17 protein-coding genes are annotated in these 19016 nt (G+C 57.8%); 12 read left to right on the top strand and 5 right to left on the bottom strand.

All coding sequences use genetic code 11. From position 1 onward, the window contains the following. Positions 1 to 103: 103 nt before the first annotated feature. The 3 genes from KQ940_RS04155 to KQ940_RS04145 form a co-directional block, all read right to left on the bottom strand. A complete protein-coding gene (locus KQ940_RS04155; RefSeq protein WP_217412011.1) occupies positions 104 to 1021 on the bottom strand; it encodes a LysR family transcriptional regulator in 918 nt (305 codons plus the stop codon). 121 nt (positions 1022 to 1142) lie between these two features. Beyond that, on the bottom strand, positions 1143 to 2054 hold the full coding sequence (gene argF, locus KQ940_RS04150) for an ornithine carbamoyltransferase (protein WP_217412009.1): 912 nt from the start codon (positions 2052 to 2054) through the stop codon (positions 1143 to 1145). A gap of 61 nt (positions 2055 to 2115) precedes the next feature. Next, positions 2116 to 3309 carry an aspartate aminotransferase family protein gene (locus tag KQ940_RS04145; RefSeq protein ID WP_217412007.1) on the bottom strand — a complete coding sequence of 398 codons (1194 nt, stop codon included), beginning with the start codon at positions 3307 to 3309 and terminating at the stop codon, positions 2116 to 2118. Positions 3310 to 3614: 305 nt separating this feature from the next. On the opposite strand from KQ940_RS04145, the gene grxD reads away from it, so the two are divergent. Together grxD and KQ940_RS04135 are read left to right on the top strand one after the other, a co-directional pair. Then, complete coding sequence (grxD, locus tag KQ940_RS04140; protein ID WP_217412005.1) at positions 3615 to 3953, top strand: Grx4 family monothiol glutaredoxin; 339 nt, start codon at positions 3615 to 3617, stop codon at positions 3951 to 3953. Between the two features lie 132 nt (positions 3954 to 4085). Further along, a complete protein-coding gene (locus tag KQ940_RS04135) occupies positions 4086 to 4688 on the top strand; it encodes a peroxiredoxin (RefSeq protein WP_217412003.1) in 603 nt (200 codons plus the stop codon). Positions 4689 to 4760: 72 nt separating this feature from the next. On the opposite strand, the gene rnt is transcribed toward KQ940_RS04135, so the two are convergent. After that, positions 4761 to 5381 (bottom strand): ribonuclease T, encoded by a 621-nt coding sequence (gene rnt, locus KQ940_RS04130; protein ID WP_217412001.1) that lies wholly within the window; start codon positions 5379 to 5381, stop codon positions 4761 to 4763. Positions 5382 to 5593: 212 nt separating this feature from the next. Between rnt and KQ940_RS04125 the strand changes: the two genes are divergently transcribed. From KQ940_RS04125 to KQ940_RS04115, 3 genes are all read left to right on the top strand, one after another. Then, a complete protein-coding gene (locus tag KQ940_RS04125) occupies positions 5594 to 6463 on the top strand; it encodes a flagellar protein MotY (RefSeq protein WP_246589704.1) in 870 nt (289 codons plus the stop codon). 111 nt (positions 6464 to 6574) lie between these two features. After that, on the top strand, positions 6575 to 7801 hold the full coding sequence (locus tag KQ940_RS04120; protein ID WP_217411997.1) for an argininosuccinate synthase: 1227 nt from the start codon (positions 6575 to 6577) through the stop codon (positions 7799 to 7801). 175 nt (positions 7802 to 7976) lie between these two features. After that, positions 7977 to 9563, top strand: coding sequence for a hypothetical protein (locus tag KQ940_RS04115; RefSeq protein ID WP_217411995.1), 1587 nt, complete (start codon positions 7977 to 7979; stop codon positions 9561 to 9563). Between the two features lie 26 nt (positions 9564 to 9589). On the opposite strand, the gene KQ940_RS04110 is transcribed toward KQ940_RS04115, so the two are convergent. Then, positions 9590 to 9976, bottom strand: a complete 387-nt coding sequence (locus KQ940_RS04110) for a hypothetical protein (protein ID WP_217411993.1) — start codon at positions 9974 to 9976, stop codon at positions 9590 to 9592. An 86-nt stretch (positions 9977 to 10062) separates the two neighbouring features. On the opposite strand from KQ940_RS04110, the gene KQ940_RS04105 reads away from it, so the two are divergent. The 7 genes from KQ940_RS04105 to KQ940_RS04075 all read left to right on the top strand — a co-directional run bounded on the left by KQ940_RS04105 (position 10063) and on the right by KQ940_RS04075 (position 18972). Beyond that, positions 10063 to 12183, top strand: coding sequence for a type I secretion system permease/ATPase (locus KQ940_RS04105; protein WP_217411991.1), 2121 nt, complete (start codon positions 10063 to 10065; stop codon positions 12181 to 12183). 30 nt (positions 12184 to 12213) lie between these two features. Further along, positions 12214 to 13530, top strand: coding sequence for an HlyD family type I secretion periplasmic adaptor subunit (locus tag KQ940_RS04100; protein WP_246589703.1), 1317 nt, complete (start codon positions 12214 to 12216; stop codon positions 13528 to 13530). Between the two features lies 1 nt (position 13531). Beyond that, positions 13532 to 14152, top strand: coding sequence for a LuxR C-terminal-related transcriptional regulator (locus tag KQ940_RS04095; RefSeq protein ID WP_217411987.1), 621 nt, complete (start codon positions 13532 to 13534; stop codon positions 14150 to 14152). A 34-nt stretch (positions 14153 to 14186) separates the two neighbouring features. Then, the gene (locus KQ940_RS04090; RefSeq protein WP_217411985.1) at positions 14187 to 15563 is read left to right on the top strand and encodes a TolC family outer membrane protein; all 1377 of its coding nucleotides are present in this window, start codon (positions 14187 to 14189) and stop codon (positions 15561 to 15563) included. Between the two features lie 161 nt (positions 15564 to 15724). Next, positions 15725 to 16762: a hydroxymethylglutaryl-CoA reductase gene (locus tag KQ940_RS04085; RefSeq protein WP_217411983.1), complete on the top strand. Its 1038-nt coding sequence runs from the start codon at positions 15725 to 15727 to the stop codon at positions 16760 to 16762. Beyond that, a complete protein-coding gene (fni, locus tag KQ940_RS04080; protein WP_217411981.1) occupies positions 16762 to 17790 on the top strand; it encodes a type 2 isopentenyl-diphosphate Delta-isomerase in 1029 nt (342 codons plus the stop codon). The genes KQ940_RS04085 and fni overlap by 1 nt, the downstream gene beginning before the upstream one ends. Positions 17791 to 17805: 15 nt before the next feature. Next, positions 17806 to 18972: a hydroxymethylglutaryl-CoA synthase gene (locus KQ940_RS04075; protein ID WP_217411980.1), complete on the top strand. Its 1167-nt coding sequence runs from the start codon at positions 17806 to 17808 to the stop codon at positions 18970 to 18972. The last annotated feature ends 44 nt before the right edge of the window (positions 18973 to 19016 follow it).

The following is a 19016-nucleotide window of genomic DNA, read 5'->3' as shown; positions in this document are numbered from 1 at the left end:
TAAGCGTCTTGTATAAACGGAATTGATTGATTCGTTTAGTGTATTGGATCGCGGCGTGCAAACAAAGGCGTAGCCGTTCGTAAAAGCGGGAGCTGGGCCGGAATCAGGAGGCGGCACGGATGCCGTTCAGATTGCGGAAGGTGACCTCGCGTGCGGTATTGAGGAAGTCGATCATGAAATCGGCATTTTTCTGGTCCTCGCGCATGGCCGCATAAAGTGTGCACCAGAGTCCCTTTTCGCCCAGTGGGCGCGCGGCGACATAATCCCGCTCGAGATACTGGTGCAACGCCCAGTTGGGTAGGGCGGCAACGCCGCGCCCGCTGGCAACCAACTGCACCATCATCACCGTCAGCTCGGCGGTGCGCTGCTCGGCCGGCTCGATATTTTCCGGGTCCAGGAAGCGGGTATAGACATCCAGACGGCTGGTGTCGACCGGATAGGTGATCAGTGTCTCCTGGGCGAGATCCCGCGGATGGATGAACTTGCGCGCGATCAGACGGTGCTGCCGACTCAGGGCAAGCACCGATTCGTAACTGAACAGCGGGACATAGTGCAGGCCGTTGCGCGGCTCGGGGTCCGAGGTGATGACCAGATCAAGGTCGCCGCGGGCGAGCGCGGGCAGAGGCTGGAAACTGAAACCCGTGGATAGATCCAGCTCCACCTCCGGCCAGTTCTGGCGGAAGTGGTCGATCGTGGGCATCAGCCACTCGAAGCAGCTGTGGCATTCGATACAGATGTTCAAGCGGCCGGCGGCGCCACCGGCCAGGCGGGCGATATCGCGTTCGGCGTTGCGGATCATCGGCAGCATGTCATCGGCCAGGGCGAGCAGGCGTTGACCAGCACTGGTGAAGCAGATCGGCTTGGTCTTGCGGATAAACAGCGAGCAGTTGAGCCGGTCTTCCAGATCCTTGATCTGGTGGGAGAGGGCGGACTGCGTCAAATGAACCCTTTCGGCGGCTTCGACAAGGCTTCCCGCGTCGCGCAGTGCGGACAGGGTTTTCAAATGACGTAGTTCGATCATACCTGACTGACTCTCTCTGTCCTCGAAAGAAGGCGCTGAAGGCCAGTATAGACGGCCGGCCAGGCTCTGGCGAGAACCTGGCTGGTTGTCGGGCAGCGGTTTCAGCTTATCCGTGAGTGTATCAGCGCGGCCCGATAAGGAGGAATTCCAGTAGCGCTTTCTGCGCGTGAAGCCTGTTTTCGGCTTGGTGGAAGGCCACGCAGCGCGGGTCATCCATCATATCTTCACTGATCTCCTCACCGCGGTGAGCGGGCAGGCAGTGCATGAACAGGGCGTCATCAGCAGCCAGATCCATCAGTGCCGGTGAGACCTGGTAGCCGCGGAACTGACGTTCGCGCTGGCGCTGCTCATCTTCCTGGCCCATCGACGCCCAGACATCGGTGCAGACCAGGTGCGCGCCGGCGACCGCCTCTTCCGGGTTGCTGAATACGCAGACGCGATCGGCGTTCTGCCGCACCAACGCTTCGTTGGGGGCAAAATCCGGGGGGCAGGCGACATTCAACTTGAAGTCGAACTGGCGTGCGGCGTTGATATAGGAGTTGCACATGTTGTTGCCGTCACCGACCCATGTCACGGTCTTGCCTTTGATCGAGCCGCGCAGTTCGTTAAAGGTCTGCATATCGGCAAGCAACTGGCAAGGGTGGTAGTCGTCGGTAAGTGCATTGATAACCGGCACTTTCGAGTAGGCCGCAAAGGTCTCTACCACCTCATGGCTGAAGGTGCGAATCATGACCACATCGACCATGCTGGAGATGACGCGGGCGCTGTCCTCTACCGGTTCGCCGCGGCCCAGCTGGGTATCCCTGGGAGAGAGAAACATGGCGTGGCCACCGAACTGCGCCATGCCGGATTCGAAGGATACCCGGGTTCGGGTCGAAGCTTTCTCGAAGATCATCGCCAGTACGCGATTTTTCAGCGGCTCGTAGATCTCGCCGTCGTTGCGCATCTGCTTGAGCTTGCTGGCCCGTTCGATAATGCCCTGCAGCTCTGCCGGTGTCATGTCCAGCAGGGTCAGAAAGTGTCTAATACTCATAGTGTCAACTGGCGGTAAGGCCGCCGGTTCCAGAGGTCAAAGTGAATAAATTAGCAGCGTATCATTCGGTGCGCTCATCGCCCGAATAGACGCGGATAAGCTGCGACACGGTGTTGATCATGAGGTCGGCCTCATTCTGGCTCATGATCAGGGGCGGTAGCATACGTACCACCCGGCCGCCGCCGGTTACGTTCAGCAGTACGCCTTTTACCTTGGCCAGCACGGCCAGTTCGGTTCCGGCTTCGGTGAGTTCGATGCCGATCATCAAGCCCTTGCCGCGGATCTCGCGGATGTAAGGTGCGTTGCCCAGTTTGGCGCGGAACTGATCGACGATGTAGCGTCCCAGTTCTTCGGCGTGTTGGCAAAGGTTTTCGGCACTGATGGTATCAATCACGGCCAGGGCCGCGGCACAGGCCAGCGGATTGCCGCCGTAGGTAGTGCCGTGGGTGCCCGGCGTAAACAGTTTTGCGGCTTCGCCACGGGCCAGGCAGGCGCCAATCGGCACGCCATTGGCGAGACCTTTGGCGGTGGTGACCACATCCGGCAAAATGCCGTTGTGCTGGTAGGCGAAATAGCGTCCGGTACGGCCGTTGCCGGTCTGGACTTCGTCCAGCATCAGCAACCACTGCTGCTGGTCGCAGATGGCACGCAGCTGATTCAGGTAGTCCGGGGCGGGTATGTGTACACCGCCTTCGCCCTGTACAGGTTCTACCAGTACGGCAACGATGTTGGGGTTCTTGACCGCAATCTGGCGTACTGCGTCGATGTCGTCGTAAGGCACACGCACGAAGCCGGAGACCAGTGGCTCGAAGCCGGCCTGGGCCGAGCGGTTGCCTGTTGCGCTGAGCGTGGCAAGGGTGCGGCCGTGGAAGGAGTTCTCCATCACGATGATGGTGGGCAGGTCAATTCCCTTCTGATGGCCGTAGCGTCGGGCGAGCTTGATCGCTGCCTCGTTGGCTTCGGCGCCGGAGTTGCAGAAGAACGCATTGTCCATGCCGGAGATGGAGGTCAGTTTTTCGGCCAGCTGCTCCTGTAGCGGTATGGTGTAAAGGTTGGAGCAGTGGATCAGGCGTGCGGCCTGATCGCTGATCGCGCTGGTAACGGCGGGGTGGGCGTGGCCCAGTCCGGTCACGGCGATGCCGCATAATGCATCGAGATAGCGGTGGCCGTCGGTGTCGTATATCCAGACGCCCTTGCCATAGTCAAAGGCGACCGAGAGCCTGTTATAGGTGTTCATCAGTGGCTGTAACGACATGGGCGTTTCTCCCTATACAACGCAAAAAGGCAGCCAGAGCTGCCGAAAAAACGGACATTCTATGTGTGGGTTTGTGTTTTGGCAATAATATTATGTCAGGCTGGCGTTTGATACTTCGTGTGCTATCTACTTGAAACGGCTCATACTGGCTCCATATAAGAGTGCAAAGAGCCTGACCCTGCCGCAGCTGGATATTTTAATAATCCCACTAAAGCGGTAGGATATAGCCTGCGATGATTGAACCGCCTGTCGTCCGGTTGGATGGCGCCAAGTGTAGAATCTACTTTTAACAGCAAGGTGTAACCATGAGCGTAATCGATACCATCAAAGAGCAGATCGAAAGTAATTCGATTCTGCTATATATGAAGGGCACCCCCCGCTTCCCGCAGTGTGGCTTCTCTTCACGGGCTTCGGAGGCGCTGGTCGCTTGTGGTGAGCGTTTCGCTTTTGTGAATATCCTTGAGGCACCGGAGATCCGTGCCGAGCTGCCGAAATATGCCAATTGGCCGACCTTTCCGCAGTTGTGGGTGAATGGTGAGCTGGTCGGCGGTTGCGACATCATCTGCGAAATGGCGGAAAGCGGCGAACTGCAGGAGCTGGTCAGTGCGGCCGCCAAACAGCAGGGTGATTCCGAAGAGGCCTGATCGAAACTGGCGATAGTGAGTTTCAATGGACCGTATAGCCGGGCTCTATTAGAACCCGTATGGTTAATCAGGTAACTTCAAGTTTTTGATTATTCCGAGAAAATCTCAACTTAGCATGGAGAGTAATGAACAATGGGCGTACTCGTAGGTAAAAAAGCACCTGACTTCACAGTTGCCGCTGTACTGGGTGATGGCAGCATCGTCGATAGCTTCACGCTGAGCGACGCGATTAAAGGTAAGTACGGTCTGGTTTTCTTCTACCCGCTCGACTTCACCTTCGTGTGTCCTTCAGAGCTGATCGCTCTGGATCACCGTATGGATGCGTTTACCGAGCGTGGTGTTGAGGTGATCGGTGTCTCCATCGATTCTCAGTTCACTCACAATGCATGGCGTAATACACCGGTTAATGCCGGTGGTATCGGTCCGGTCAAATACACTCTGGCGGCCGACACCAAGCACGAGATCTGCCAGGCGTATGACGTCGAAGCCGAAGGCGGTGTCGCTTTCCGTGGCGCGTTCCTGATCGACAAAGAGGGTGTGGTTCGCTCTCAGATCGTCAATGACCTGCCGCTGGGGCGTAACATGGACGAGCTGATCCGTCTGGTCGACGCGCTGCAGTTCCACGAAGAGCACGGCGAAGTTTGTCCGGCTGGCTGGAACAAAGGCGACAAGGGTATGAATGCCTCTCCGGAAGGCGTTGCTGCTTATCTGGCTGCAGAATCCGACAAGCTGTAATCACCTTTTCGGAGATGTAAAAAAACCCGCGCAGGCGGGTTTTTTTGTGTCCTGTCACCGGCTTGTGCTGGCTCAGTCTCGCGTCGCCAGTACCATCTCCCAGCCGCCCAGATCCTTCCATCGATTGACGATCGTGCAGAAAAGCTCGGCTGTTTTCTGGGTGTCGTAGAGTGCTGAATGCGCCTGTTTTCCGTCGAACTCGATTCCCGCCGCATCGCAGGCGCGAGCCAGAACGGTCTGGCCGAAGGCGAGACCGGCCAGGGTTGCGGTATCGAATGTGGAGAAGGGGTGGAATGGATTGCGCTTGATGTCGGCGCGCTCGGCGGCGTTGCAGATAAAACTGTGGTCGAAGGCCGCATTGTGTCCCACCAGTACGGCGCGCTTGCAGTCGTGTGATTTTATCGATTTGCGTACCGGCTTGAAGATCATCTCCAGCGCATCGAGTTCTGTCAGCGCTTCCCGCTCCGGGTCGAAGGGGTCTATGCCGGTAAATGCCAGTGCTTCGGGTTCGAGGTTGGCGCCTTCGAACGGTGCGACCTTGGCGTCGAAGCTTTTGTCGGGAATCAGATAGCCCTGCTCGTCCATGGTGAGCGTTACTGCAGCGACCTCCAGTAGAGCGTCGGTACGGGGGTTGAAGCCTGCGGTCTCCACGTCGATGACAACGGGGAGGAATCCGCGAAAACGGTCGGACATGGGGTGTTTAGTGGAGGACAATAGGGTTCCTTAACTCTGGCTCGGGAGGTTGCTGTCGATCGTGTATAAGCCCATTCTAACAGTCATTGGGTGGAGGGCAATTGCTGTGCCTGCAAAGGAGGGTTAAAGCCTTGGGCCGGGTGGCCGATAATGTCCTGATACTGAGGGGAGTCTTTATCTGCCCTGTGCTTTGTGTGATGGGAATCCGTTGGATGCGCTTCTGGCTGCTGTTTATCGTTCTGTGCTTCTCTTTTCAAAAGGCGGGGGCTGTGACCTTCCGTGCGTCTATCGACGAGTCTCGGTGGGAGATGGAGAGTTCTCAGTTCGTCTGCAGGCTTCAGCAGGAGGTCCCCTCCTACGGCGTGGCTGTGTTTGAGCACCAGGCGGGGGAGTCGGTGCACTTTACCCTGACGCCGACCCAGAAACAGCAGGTTGAGGGGCAGGCGAAACTGGTGGCGGAGGCTTCGCCCTGGCAGCCTGGGGCCGACCCGCACCTGCTCGGCGTGGTCAGGGCCGTGCCGGGGAGTGGGGTGATCGAGGTGCCGGCGGAGCTGGCCAAAAATATGCTGGCGGCACTTTATCAGGGCATGACCCCGACTTTTAATACCGATCAGTGGTACGGTACGCCTGAGCTGCTTAAGGTGGGGATATCGGCGGCCAATTTTCAGTCCGCCTACACCGACTACCTGAACTGCATCTCTGGTCTGTTGCCGGTCAACTATCGCCAGGTTGCGCGGACCGCGGTGCTGTTTCCATCGGGGCAGACGGCCCTGTCGGATGCGACGCGGGAGCGTCTGGCGCTGATCGCCACCTATGTCAAAGCCGACAACAGTGTGCAAACGATCTATGTCGACGGGCATTCGGACAATCTGGGTCGGCGTTTGCTGAATCGGGATCTGTCCAAGAAGCGTGCGGAGGATGTGACCCGCTACCTGATACAGCAGGGTGTGCCGGAGGATCGAATCGTGACCCGTTACCATGGTGAGCGCTATCCCGTGGTCCCCAACACCAGCGCCGAGAACCGCGCTCGAAACCGTCGCGTCACCATACGGTTGGAGCGAGAAGAGGCGCCTGTGCGTTGATGCTCATGCCGGTTATGCGTCGGCAGGCTTTCTGATATACTTTCGCGCTTTCCGCTTTTAATGACCGGTCCTCGCCGCGAGGATCGGATTTCTGTGATCTGGAGTCGCAACATGTCCGATATTAAGAAGGTCGTACTGGCTTACTCCGGCGGTCTGGATACCTCCGTGATCGTCCGTTGGCTGCAGGACACCTATAACTGCGAAGTAGTGACCTTTACCGCCGATCTGGGGCAGGGTGAAGAGGTTGAGCCTGCACGCGCCAAGGCGCAGGCGCTGGGTGTGAAAGAGATCTACATCGAGGACCTGCGCGAAGAGTTCGTACGCGACTATGTCTACCCGATGTTCCGCGCCAACACCATCTATGAGGGCGAGTACCTGCTGGGTACTTCAATCGCCCGCCCATTGATCGCCAAGCGACTGGTCGAGATCGCCAACGAAACCGGTGCCGATGCTATTTCTCATGGCGCCACTGGCAAGGGCAACGACCAGGTGCGCTTCGAGATGGGTGCTTATGCGCTCAAGCCCGGCGTCAAAGTGATTGCGCCCTGGCGTGAGTGGGATCTGACCTCACGCGAAACGCTGATGGCCTATTGCGAAGAGCGCAATATTCCGGTCGACTTCGCCAAGGGCAAGAAGAAGTCTCCCTACTCGATGGACGCCAACCTGCTGCATATCTCCTATGAGGGCGGCATTCTCGAGGATCCCTGGGCCGAAGCCGAAGAGGATATGTGGCGCTGGAGTGTCGCACCGGAGCAGGCTCCGGATCAGCCGACCTACCTGGAGCTGACCTATCGCCAGGGTGATATCGTTGCCATCAACGGCGAAGAGATGAGTCCGGCGACAGTGCTGGCTTACCTGAACAAGATCGGTGGCGAGAACGGCGTTGGACGTCTGGATATCGTAGAAAACCGTTTTGTGGGCATGAAGTCCCGCGGTTGCTACGAAACTCCGGGAGGCACCATCATGCTCAAGGCGCACCGCGCCATCGAGTCGATCACGCTGGATCGCGAAGCCGCGCATCTGAAGGATGAGCTGATGCCGCGTTACGCCAAGGTCATCTACAATGGTTTCTGGTGGTCGGAAGAGCGCAAGATGCTGCAGCAGATGATCGATTACAGTCAGCGCAACGTAAATGGCGATGTGCGGGTTAAGCTGTACAAAGGCGCGGTTTCCGTAGTTGGTCGCCGCTCCGAAAATAGTCTGTTTGATGAGAGTATCGCGACGTTCGAAGATGATGCAGGCTCATACAATCAGAAGGATGCGGAAGGGTTTATCAAGCTGAATGCGCTGCGTATGCGTATTGCCGCCAGCAAAGGGCGAAACCTGCTGGATGACTGATCGCATTAGCCGTTAGTTACTTCAAAACCCGTCGGCACGCCTGCTGGCGGGTTTTTTGTTTCCGGTACCACTATTTTTTCGGTACTAAGGGGGAAGGAGGGGGAAGGGCAGCTAAGTTTTGCTAATAGGCTGATTCTCATGCTACTTTTGCGAAAATTTGGCTGTCTCTGAGGTTATGGAAACTCTGTTCTCTGGAAAGTCGGCACTGATACTCGACAAGAAGCTGGAGGATCTGCAGTCTCTGCGCTCGATCCTGTCCAGTATGGGTTTTGGCGAAGTGCTGGCGGCCTCATCAGTCAATATGGCGCTCAGCATGCTGCGCGAGCTGCCGGTCGATTTCTGTTTTCTCTGCTATGACCTTGGGCGTGACGAGAAGAACGGACTGCAACTGATGTTGGAGCTCCAGGCCGAGGGGCTGCGACGTTACAGCAGCTGTTATGTACTCGTTATCGAACCTGAAAAGTCAGACCTGCTGCTGGGTTCCCCTGAAAATGCCCCCGATCTCTATATTTCGAAGCCTTATGACAAGATCAGGGTTGGGCAGCAGCTAGAGAAGGCCTTGCGGCTGAAGCGCAATCTGGGGACGGTCGAGGAGCAGCTGGACAAGGGGGATTGGGAGCAGGCCCTGGATGAGTGTGAGGCGTTGGAGGAGGCCTACCCCGGTATGCGGGTTTACCTTCAGCGTTTAAGGGGGGCGGTTCTGCTGCGCCATAACGAGCCGCAGATGGCATACGAGACCTTCGGCTTGCTGTTGGATGGCCGGGATCAACCCTGGATACGTATTGGATTGGCGATAGCGGCCGCACGCAGTGGCTGGTTCAATCAGTCGGCTGAGCAGCTCGACAAAGTGATCGGTGATCAGCAGATCTGCATAGAGGCGTTTGTCTGGCGAGCGCGCCTGCACCGATTGCGAGGGGCGTTGTCCGATGCTCAGAACCTGCTGCGCCAAGCGGTCGTGTTGCAGCCGACGGTGGCCCTGTTGCAGGGCGATCTGGGCAACGTCGCGGCGATGAATGGCGATGCCCGCCTCGCTGTCGAGTCCTTTCGTGCCGCTATCCGCTATAGCCGCTACTCGGCGTTTCAGCACCCTGATTACTATTTCGGCCTGGTGCGGGTGTTGCTTGAGAGTATGCTTGGTGGCAGAGGAGGCTCCGATGCGGAAGAGGAAGCGATCCGCATGCTGGAGCAGGCGCAGCGCGATTTTCTCGATGTTGCAGTCATTCACTTCAGGTGTCGTTTGCTGTCCGGTGAAGTCTACCGCAAGGTAGGCGACATGCAGAGCGGGGAGCTGGCGGCGCGGGACGCCCTCAATCTTTACCAGGAGTTGTCATTGGATGAGCGGCTGATGTGGCTCGATCAGTTGATTGAAGGGGTTGAGGGTACCAGTGTGGCGGCTGAGGTGAGTGGTTTTCGGCAGGAGTTGACCAAGCAGATGGCGGGCCTTAAGTGGGGGCGCGCCAACCTGAAAGGGATGACCCAATTCCGTCATGGTGAGCTGGATCCGGCGTTGGACTCCTTTCTTGAAGCCTATGAACAACAGGCGGGTAATCCCGGCATCGGCTTGAACCTCGTGCAAACTGCGCTGGAGATTATTCGGCGGTCGGCGATGCCGATGCTGGAGCGGGACCTGCTGGCGCTTTGTGATGAAACCCTGTATGCCCTGCAGTATGCAGCGCTGACACCGAAACAGAAGCAGCGCTATAAGGGATTGGGTGAGCGCTTGTCTGAAGTTGTCGGTCGATTGGGGCGCGGTGGCGAGTAAATCTGACCCTCTCGGGTTGCGGGTGGTCAGAACAGATGGTCTTCTTCGGCCAGAAAGCTGTCGCCGCCGGACTCGCTCCTTCCCTCGGAATTCATGTCGAGGCCGGCCTCTTGTCGGGCCATATTGCGTGCCAGCTTACGACTGAGCAGTTTCTTCTGAGCCGGCATTGGCAGATCGGTAAAACGTATCAGATGCTGGCTGACCAGGGTGTCGATCAGGTCCTCCAGTATGCGGATCGTCGACTTGTCCGACTGATCCAGAAACGCGTCGGGATCGAACGCCTGGTTGCCATTGTTTATCGACAGAAATTCGAGCACCGCCGGGTCTTTCAGACTCACCTCCCGGGCGCCACTTTCAGGCGATTCGGACAAGCCGATTACCTTTCCTTGATCGTCAAACTTGGCGTATAGCATCTGCCCGAGTCCTTCTGGCGGTAGGGGGGTGGATTCTGCTCAAACAGCTGTTAGTATTAACCGCCATTATTCTAAGGTCAACGAGTATGGATGCATCGCACGACCCTCTTTTAAGCTGCTTGGTGATTCTGGCGCAGCAGTACCATAGGCCCACCTCGGCGGGAGTGTTGGCGGATGGTCTGCCGTTGGTCAATCATCGCTTGACCCCTCAGCTGTTCGTGCGCGCCGCAGCGCGCGCCGGTTTGGCGGCCAAGGTCGCTGAGCGTCGGCTCGATCAACTATCCTCGTTACTCCTGCCGGTCGTCCTGATCATGGATGACGATACCGCCTGCATCTTGCAGGAGATCGATGAGGAAAGCGGCGAGGCCGTGGTCCAGCAACCGGAGAGCGGCGGCACCTATCGTATAGCGCTCACGGAGCTTGATGAGCACTACAGCGGTTATCTGATTTTCGTGCGTGCGGAGTACAGTGCCGGTGATCAATCCAGTCGGGTGCTGGACGGTCGTTCAGGACACTGGTTCTGGGGAACGCTGAAACGCTCCAGTCGCATCTATCGGGACGTTTTGTTAGCCAGTTTCCTGATCAATCTGTTCGTCCTGGCCAACCCGCTGTTTGTCATGAACGTCTATGACCGCGTAGTACCCAACGGCGCGGTTGAAACGCTGTGGGTGCTGGCGGTCGGTGTCTTGATCGTCTATCTGTTCGATTTCGGGCTCAAGATGCTGCGTGCCTATTTTATTGAGGTGGCCGCGAAAAAGTCCGATGTGCTGCTGTCGGCACAGCTGTTCGAGAAGGTGATGAGGATCCGCTATGACCGTATGCCGGCATCGGTCGGTGCGTTCTCGAGTAATCTGCGTGAGTTCGACAGTATCAGGAACTTCCTCAGCTCCACGACCAACACTGTACTGATCGATATTCCGTTCATGGTGATCTATATCCTGGTCATCAGTCTGATCGGCGGGCCGCTGGTGGTGGTGCCTGCCGTCGCCATTCCCTTGATTGTCATCTATTCCCTGATCGTACGCCCGAAACTGCGCGATGCGGTTGAGCGCACCTTTGCCTCCACTGCGCAGAAAAACGGAACGCTGGTCGAGTCGTTGACCGCCATGGAAACCGTCAAGACCCAGCGCGCGGCGAGTCCGTTGCAAGAGCGATGGGAGGAGGCAGTCGGTTATATCTCGCGTTGGGGGCTCAGATCCCGCATGCTGTCATCATCGGTTATAACCTTCGCCGGCACGGTTCAGCAGACGGCCTCCGTGGTTCTGGTGATCGGGGGGGTGTACCTGATCATGGAGCAGGAGTTGTCTCTTGGAGCGTTGATCGCCTGCAATATCCTGGTCGGTCGGGCGATCGCGCCTACGGCGCAGATGGCCAGTCTGATCATCCAGTATGAGCAATCGGCCAAAGCGCTGAAGACACTGGACGAGATCATGGCGCTGCCGGTGGAGCGGGAAGAGGGCAAGCATTTTGTTCACCGCCCCAGACTGGAAGGCAACATCGAGTTCCGCAACGTCAGTTTCCACTATCCGAATGTCGAGTATCCGGCGCTCAGACAGGTGTCGTTCAAGATCAACGCCGGCGAGCGAGTGGCGATGATCGGCCGGATCGGATCGGGTAAAACAACGATCGAGAAGATGCTGCTCGGGCTTTATCAGCCGACAGACGGGGCGATCCTGCTTGATGGCGTCGATATCAAACAGATCGATCCCGTGGATCTGCGCCTGAATACCGGTTATGTACCTCAGGATGTGATGCTGTTCGCCGGTACGGTTCGCGACAACATTACCGTTGGTTCGCCGCAAGTGGCGGATGCTGCGATGCTAAAGGCCGCGAGCCTGGCCGGAGTCGATCAGTTCGTTAACCTGCACCCCCTGGGCTTCGATATGCAGGTGGGTGAGCGCGGACAAGCGTTGTCCGGAGGTCAGCGGCAGTCTATTGCCATAGCCCGAGCACTGCTGCATGATCCCAATCTGTTGATCATGGATGAACCCAGCAACGCCATGGACAACGCGTCGGAAGAGCAGTTCAAGCGTCGTCTGAACGAGGTGCTTGAGGGGCGTACACTGCTGATGATTACGCACAAAATGTCGTTACTGACGCTGGTGGACAGGTTGATCGTTATCGATCAGGGGCAGGTGGTCGCCGATGGACCGAAAGAGACGGTACTGGAAGCGTTGAAGCAGGGACGTCTGCATGTGCGCCGTTAAGGGGGCGGTTCAGCGATGAAACGCAGGGAGATGAGTATCAAGCCCGAGGATCTCGGTTACACCTCAAGCATCAGCGAGGCGATGCTGGAGCAGGCTCCGCGAGGCGCAAGTGCGCTGCTGTGGACGATTGCGCTGTTTATACTCGCTGCAGGCGTCTGGGCCAACTGGGCGACGCTCGACGAGATCACCCGTGGCGACGGCGAGATCATTCCGTCCCGCCAGTTGCAGGTAGTGCAGAACTTGGAGGGGGGGATCGTATCGGAGATTCTGGTACATGAAGGCGACCTGGTCGACAAGGGCCAGGTGTTGATGCGCATCGAAGACAAGCGTTTCGTCAGTTCGGTCAAGGAGAGTGAGGTCCGACTCTACGAGCTGATGGCGAAAGCGGCCCGGCTGCACGCCGAGGCGAATGGTGAGTCGATGGCGATGCCTGAAGATTTCCCCGATAAGTACAAATATCTGCTTAACCAGGAAGTGAACCTGTTTGCAACGCGTCAGCAGGAGCTGAAAGCCAACCTGGCAGTACTGGGCCAGCAGCGTGATCAGCGTCGACAGGAGCTCAGGGAGGCGCAGGCTCGTCAGGATCAGGTGCGTCGCAGTTATGATCTACTGCTGCAGGAGATGAAGATTACCGAGCCGCTGCTCAGTGAGGGCGTCATCTCCGAGGTGGAGTACTTGCGCCTTAAGCGCCAGGTCAACGATCTGCGTGGCGAGCTGTCCAGTATTGAACTGAGCCTGCCGCGAATTCAGTCTTCGATCGAGGAGATCGAACAGAAACTCAGCGAGATGGAACTGCAGTTCCGCAATACCGCGCGTGCCGAACTGAATGAGGTGCTGGCTGAACGGGCTCGATTGCAGGAGACGTTCAGCGGTATGCAGGACCGTATCCAGCGCACGGAAGTGCGCGCGCCGATCAAGGGTACCGTCAAGCAGCTGTTGATCAATACCATCGATGGCGTTGTCCGTCCGGGTGATCCTCTGCTGAATATCGTCCCCTGGGAAGACAAACTGCTGATCGAGGCGCGCATTCGTCCCTCCGACATCGGTCAACTGCGAGTTGGGCAGCCGGCCGTTGTTAAGGTCAGTGCCTACGATTTTGCCATCTATGGTGGGCTACCGGCCAAACTTATCTATATTTCTCCGAGTACCATCATCGATGAGAAGGATGAGACCTTCTATGTCGTGCGCCTGGAAACCGAGAACCCCTTCCTGGGAGAGAATAATAGTCTACCGTTGATGGCCGGTATGACGGTTTCCGTGGATATCGTTACCGGCGAGAAGACGGTGATGCAGTATCTGCTTAAGCCGATCACCAAGGCGCGGCAGCGGGCACTAACGGAGCGATAGCATGGAATATTTCTGTATCGTATTGAGGGACGATATCGCGCACCGCTGGAGGGATGCCACCGATGTGCGATTGGGCAGAGTGGGGTATCCGCTGTCGAGCAGCGGGTTGCCTACAGCGGGTATCTGTCTGGTTCATTGGCAGAGCCTGGCAGGTTCGGATAGAGAGTTGCTGCTTGCGCATGCGCACGGTTGCAGTCTGAGATTGATTATTTTGACCGATCATCCGGATACCGATGAAGGGCGCGAGCTGATTCGGCGCGGCGCCAAAGCCTACGGTAATACCTTCGTCACCTACAGCCTGCTCAATGAGATGATCAAAACGGTACAGCGCGGCGATATCTGGGCAGGTCCGGAGGTGCTGCAGTCCGTACTGCGTCAATTGCTGGAACAGGTCGATCCACCGACACAGACTTTGGCTGATCGGTATGGATTGAGTGAACGGGAAAACGAAGTGCTCGTCGAGGTGATGTCCGGTGCCGCCAATAAGGTTGTTGCTCGCCGGCTCGATATAACCGAGCGCACGGTAAAAGCTCACATGAGTGCCATACTCCACAAAACTGGCGCTAAAGATCGTGTAGAGCTTATTCTTTTAGCTCAGCGAGCTGAGCGTAACGCTGTCTGATCAGGGACACCTTTTAAGGATAGGGGAATAAAAAATGGCGTTTAAACAGTCTATGCTTGCGGTGGCTGTGCTGGTTGCTGTATCCGGCACAACTAGCGCTGCGACAGTGCAGCAGGTCGTTGCTGACAATTTGGCAGAGAATCCGGATGTCGCACGTGCAATCGAAACCTATCGTGCGGTGGTCAAGGAGGTTGATCAGGCCAAGGCGGGTTATTACCCCACCGTGGATGCGACACTGGGCTACGGCTATGAATGGACCGACAAGGATCAGGGCGTCCAGGATGTCGAGCTGAATCGCCGAGAGGCGCACCTGAATATCAACCAGATGCTGTTCGACGGCTTTGCCACGCCGAGTGAGGTCAAGCGTCAGCGTGCGCGGATGGCGTCAGCCGAAGCGGAAGCGACCGATACCGCTGAAAACTACGCGCTCCAGGCAGCCCGCGCCTATCTGGAGCTGCTGCGCCGCGATCAGCTGGTCAAGCTTGCTAAAGAGACCCTCTACAACCACGTCAAGATCTACGATCAGATCAAGCGCCGCTCCGAATCGGGCCTGGGGACTCTGGCCTCGATCCAGCAGGCGGAGGGCCGTCTTGCCCTGGCCGAAGTCAATACGCTGGCAGCCGAAAACAACCTGCTCGATGCGCGGGCCAATTATCAGCGTGTGGTCGGTCAGGAGCCGCCGGCTGAACTTGAGCAGCTGATGGATGACGCACTGCCGATACCGGGCAGCTTCGAGGAAGCGTTGGCTGCCGCTAACGAAAACCATCCCGTTGTCGGTATCGCTCAGAACGACGTCGAGGCAACCTACGCCCAGCGCGATGCGGCCAAGAGCCGGATGTACCCGCGTCTGGATCTGGAGGTCGAGCGGCGCTGGGACGAGAACCTCGACGGTATCGAAGGCGATGATGAAGACCTGACCGCCATGTTGCGTCTGCGCTATAACCTGTTCAACGGTGGCGCCGACAAGGCCCGTATTCGGCAGACCGAGTACCAGATCGGCGAAGCGCAGCAGGTTCAGCGCGACTCCATGCGCCAGATCAAGCAGAGTCTTGAGCTGTCCTGGAACGCATACGAGATTCTCGGACGCCAGATCGAGCATCTGCAGCAGCACGTGGACTCCAGTGAACAGACCCGTAACTCCTACCAGAAGCAGTTCGATATCGGTCAGCGCTCCCTGCTCGACCTGCTGGATACAGAAAACGAGGTGTTTACCGCCAAGAACCAATTGGCGGAAGCGCAGCTGGATCAGCAGATCGCCAAACTGCGTATTCTCAACGGTATGGGTGGCTTGCTCAGTGCGATGAACATCCAGCTTCCGTTGGAGGAGTCCAGCACCATGACCGCCGATGCTGCCGAGATGCAGGAAGAACCGGCCATGCAGGAGGAGGCTCCGGCCGAGAAGTCTAGCTGAGGTCTGATTGCATCTACCTGGGTGGGTGGCTAAAATCGCCTCCACCCTAGGTGTTTGCCTGAGAGGGTTGCAGGGTTTGCAACCCTCTTTTTATTTTACATACAGGATGTATGGTATCCCGCTGACATCGTTGATGTTCGAAAGCGGGATGAAGAGAGCCGATGAAAGCGCACAAAATACTCCAGGCTCCGATCCCGATGCGCTGGGTTGGGCCTATCCGGATCAGTGGCAACGTGCTGGACGAGCAGTTGAGCGTGCCGCTGGCAACGTATGAGACGCCCCTTTGGCCCTCCGTTGGGCGCGGCGCGCGAGTCTCCATGCTGTGCGAAGGCGGCATCAAAACCACGTTGATCGATGAGCGGATGACACGCTCGATCCTGCTTGAAGCCGACGACGCCTTGGCCGCTCATCAGGCGGTGCAGTCGATCAAGGCGCGTCGCGACGATCTCAATCGAGTGGTGGCAGAGAGCAGTCGCTTCGCCAAACTGATCGATATGCACAGCCAGATCGTCGGTAACCTGATCTATCTGCGACTCGAGTTCACCACCGGCGATGCGTCCGGTCACAATATGGTGACCAATGCTGCCGACAAGCTGATCCCCTGGCTACTCGCCGAGTATCAGAATCTGCGCTACAGCTCGATTTCGGCCAACTACTGCTCGGACAAGAAGGCGACTGCCGTCAACGGCATTCTTGGGCGCGGCAAGTATGTGGTGTGCGAGATCCTGATTCCGCGTGAGGTGTGCGAACGGCGGTTGAAGACTACGCCGGAGAAGGTTGTCGACCTCAATATCAAGAAAAACCTGATCGGCACGCTGATGGCGGGCGGCCTGCGCAGCGCCAATGCCCACTATGCCAATATGTTGCTGGCGTTTTACCTGGCCACCGGACAGGATGCGGCCAACATCATCGAAGGCTCCCAGGGTGTGGTTCACGCCGAGGTGCGTGGCGGTGACCTCTATTTCTCCTGCACCCTGCCCAACCTCATCGTCGGCAGTGTCGGCAACGGCAAGGGGATAGAGTTCGTCGATGCCAACCTGACCGAGCTGGGCTGTCGTGAAGAACGTGAACCGGGCGCCAATGCGCGCCGTCTGGCCGCAATCTGCGCTGCAACCGTCCTCTGCGGAGAGCTGTCCTTGTTGGCTGCCCAAACCAATCCGGGCGAGCTGATGGAAGCGCATATCCAACTGGAGCGTTGATGTCGGATCAAACCAACGATCGCAAGATCGAGCATATCCGGGCGATAGAGCAGGATCCGGCTACCGATCGAGATGCGCGCTATTTCGACCGGATCCATCTGAGCCACCGGGCGTTGCCGGAGCTGAATCTGGCCGATATCGATACCGCTATCGACTTTCTTGGACGCAGACTCAGTTTCCCGTTGCTGATCTCGTCGATGACCGGTGGCGATCATGAGCTGGTACGGCAGATCAATCGCAACCTGGCCCTGGCCGCGGAGCACTGTGGCGTGGCGTTGGCGGTCGGTTCGCAGCGGGTCATGTTCGAGCAGCCCGCTGCACGGGAGAGCTTCGAACTGCGTGCGCTGGCGCCGACAACGGTGCTGCTGGCCAATATTGGCGCTGTGCAACTCAACTACGGTTTCGGGGTTGAGCAGGCCCGCGAAGCGGTGGCCTGTGTCGGTGCCGATGGTCTTTATCTCCACCTGAACCCGTTGCAGGAAGCGGTGCAGCCGGAGGGTGATACCGATTTTGCTGGTATCGGTGACAAGATCGGCGAGATCCAGCGCAGCCTGCAAGTACCGGTGCTGCTCAAAGAGGTGGGCTGCGGCCTGTCGCCGGAGGATATCGCCCTGGGTTATGCACAGGGCGTACGCTACTTCGATGTGGCGGGCAGTGGCGGCACCTCATGGAGTCGAATCGAACACCACCGGCGCGGTGACGGTAGCGATATCGGTCTGCGTTTTCAGGATTGGGGGCTGCCGACCCCGCTGGCGCTGATGCAGGCCGAACCCTGGGTTGAGCGCGCCACGTTGATCGCCAGTGGCGGGCTCAGAGATGGGATAGATATGGCCAAATCTGTTATACTCGGCGCCTCTCTGTGCGGTATGGCCGCGCCTTTTCTTCGCCCGGCCAGCCAGTCTGCTGATGCCGTCATCGAGGAGATAGAACGGCTCAGACGTGAATTTGTAACGGCGATGTTTCTGCTCGGCATGCCGAATGTTGCCGCTATGCGCAACAACCGGTCGCTGATCGTAGAAGAGCGTTGAGGATCTAAGCCAAAGATGTCCGTGGGTATAGACGAAATCAGTTTTTACACGTCCAGCTACTATTTTGATCTGAGGACGTTGGCCGAAGTCCAGAACACCGATCCTGAAAAGTACTATGTGGGTATCGGCCAGGAGAAGATGGGCATGGCCGCGCCCGACGAAGACGTGGTCACCATGGCCGCGAATGCGGCGTTGCCGCTGATCGAGCGTGTCGGTCCCGACGCCATCAGTACGCTGATGTTCGCCACCGAAACCGGTATCGATCAGTCCAAGGCGGCAGGCGTGTACGTGCATCGTCTGCTGGGTCTGAACGCTAACTGCCGCGTGGTCGAACTCAAGCAGGCGTGTTATAGCGCCACGGCGGCGTTGCAGATGGCCTGTGCGCTGGTCGCCCGCGATCCGCAGCGCAAGGTGCTGGTGGTCGCGTCCGATATCGCACGCTACGATCTCAATACGCCGGGGGAAGCGACCCAGGGCTGCGGCGCTGTTGCGATGCTGATAAGCGCCAATCCTCGTCTGGTCAGTATTGATCCCGAAGTGGGCAACTACACCGAAGATGTGATGGATTTCTGGCGCCCCAACTATCGCAGCACGGCGTTGGTCGATGGCAAGTACTCGACCAAGATCTACCTGAAGTCGCTGAAAAGAGCCTGGGAGAGTTTTCGCGAGGCCAGCCCGCTGGCGTTCGAGGACCTGAGTCACTTCTGCTATCATCTGCCGTTCAGTCGTATGGCGCAGAAGGCGCATCAGCATCTGGTCAAACTGAACAAGGCGATCCTGGCGCCGGAACAGATCGATGAGCAGATCGAGCCGACGTTGAGCTACAACCGTATTATCGGCAACAGTTATACCGCCTCGATGTATATCGGCCTCTGCTCCCTGCTGGAAACCTGTCGCGAAAGTCTGGCCGGTCAGCGCATCGGCTTTTTCAGCTATGGCTCAGGCTGTGTGGCCGAATTCTTCAGCGGCCGGGTAAAGGCCGGGTACGAGCAGTTCCTGCACGCCGAGCGTCACCAGCAGATGCTGGAGGCGCGTGAATCGCTGAGCTATGACGAATACCTGAACCTTTACCGCCATCCCGATCCTCGCGATGGCGGTGAGCATGAGCTGCCGCACGTGACTCGCGGCCGTTTCCGCCTGGCGGCGATCAGTCATCACAAGCGTGAATATATCCCCTGCTGATGGGCGCCTCGAATAACCTGTTCTTCCGTTCGTCACGGTTTTTC

Origin of the sequence: Marinobacterium ramblicola, from assembly GCF_019084545.1 — a bacterium.
In the GTDB taxonomy this organism is placed as follows: Bacteria; Pseudomonadota; Gammaproteobacteria; order Pseudomonadales; family Balneatricaceae; genus Marinobacterium_D; species Marinobacterium_D ramblicola.
Note: the sequence above shows the minus strand (reverse complement) of the source record. Positions and strands in the feature narration are given on the sequence as shown.

What these genes read in the sequence shown, in the direction of transcription:
- KQ940_RS04155 (WP_217412011.1), bottom strand. Translation starts at nt 1,021, where the DNA reads ATGATCGAACTACGTCATTTGAAAACCCTGTCCGCACTGCGCGACGCG.
- argF (WP_217412009.1), bottom strand. Translation starts at nt 2,054, where the DNA reads ATGAGTATTAGACACTTTCTGACCCTGCTGGACATGACACCGGCAGAG.
- KQ940_RS04145 (WP_217412007.1), bottom strand. Translation starts at nt 3,309, where the DNA reads ATGTCGTTACAGCCACTGATGAACACCTATAACAGGCTCTCGGTCGCC.
- grxD (WP_217412005.1), top strand. Translation starts at nt 3,615, where the DNA reads ATGAGCGTAATCGATACCATCAAAGAGCAGATCGAAAGTAATTCGATT.
- KQ940_RS04135 (WP_217412003.1), top strand. Translation starts at nt 4,086, where the DNA reads ATGGGCGTACTCGTAGGTAAAAAAGCACCTGACTTCACAGTTGCCGCT.
- rnt (WP_217412001.1), bottom strand. Translation starts at nt 5,381, where the DNA reads ATGTCCGACCGTTTTCGCGGATTCCTCCCCGTTGTCATCGACGTGGAG.
- KQ940_RS04125 (WP_246589704.1), top strand. Translation starts at nt 5,594, where the DNA reads ATGCGCTTCTGGCTGCTGTTTATCGTTCTGTGCTTCTCTTTTCAAAAG.
- KQ940_RS04120 (WP_217411997.1), top strand. Translation starts at nt 6,575, where the DNA reads ATGTCCGATATTAAGAAGGTCGTACTGGCTTACTCCGGCGGTCTGGAT.
- KQ940_RS04115 (WP_217411995.1), top strand. Translation starts at nt 7,977, where the DNA reads ATGGAAACTCTGTTCTCTGGAAAGTCGGCACTGATACTCGACAAGAAG.
- KQ940_RS04110 (WP_217411993.1), bottom strand. Translation starts at nt 9,976, where the DNA reads ATGCTATACGCCAAGTTTGACGATCAAGGAAAGGTAATCGGCTTGTCC.
- KQ940_RS04105 (WP_217411991.1), top strand. Translation starts at nt 10,063, where the DNA reads ATGGATGCATCGCACGACCCTCTTTTAAGCTGCTTGGTGATTCTGGCG.
- KQ940_RS04100 (WP_246589703.1), top strand. Translation starts at nt 12,214, where the DNA reads ATGAGTATCAAGCCCGAGGATCTCGGTTACACCTCAAGCATCAGCGAG.
- KQ940_RS04095 (WP_217411987.1), top strand. Translation starts at nt 13,532, where the DNA reads ATGGAATATTTCTGTATCGTATTGAGGGACGATATCGCGCACCGCTGG.
- KQ940_RS04090 (WP_217411985.1), top strand. Translation starts at nt 14,187, where the DNA reads ATGGCGTTTAAACAGTCTATGCTTGCGGTGGCTGTGCTGGTTGCTGTA.
- KQ940_RS04085 (WP_217411983.1), top strand. Translation starts at nt 15,725, where the DNA reads ATGAAAGCGCACAAAATACTCCAGGCTCCGATCCCGATGCGCTGGGTT.
- fni (WP_217411981.1), top strand. Translation starts at nt 16,762, where the DNA reads ATGTCGGATCAAACCAACGATCGCAAGATCGAGCATATCCGGGCGATA.
- KQ940_RS04075 (WP_217411980.1), top strand. Translation starts at nt 17,806, where the DNA reads ATGTCCGTGGGTATAGACGAAATCAGTTTTTACACGTCCAGCTACTAT.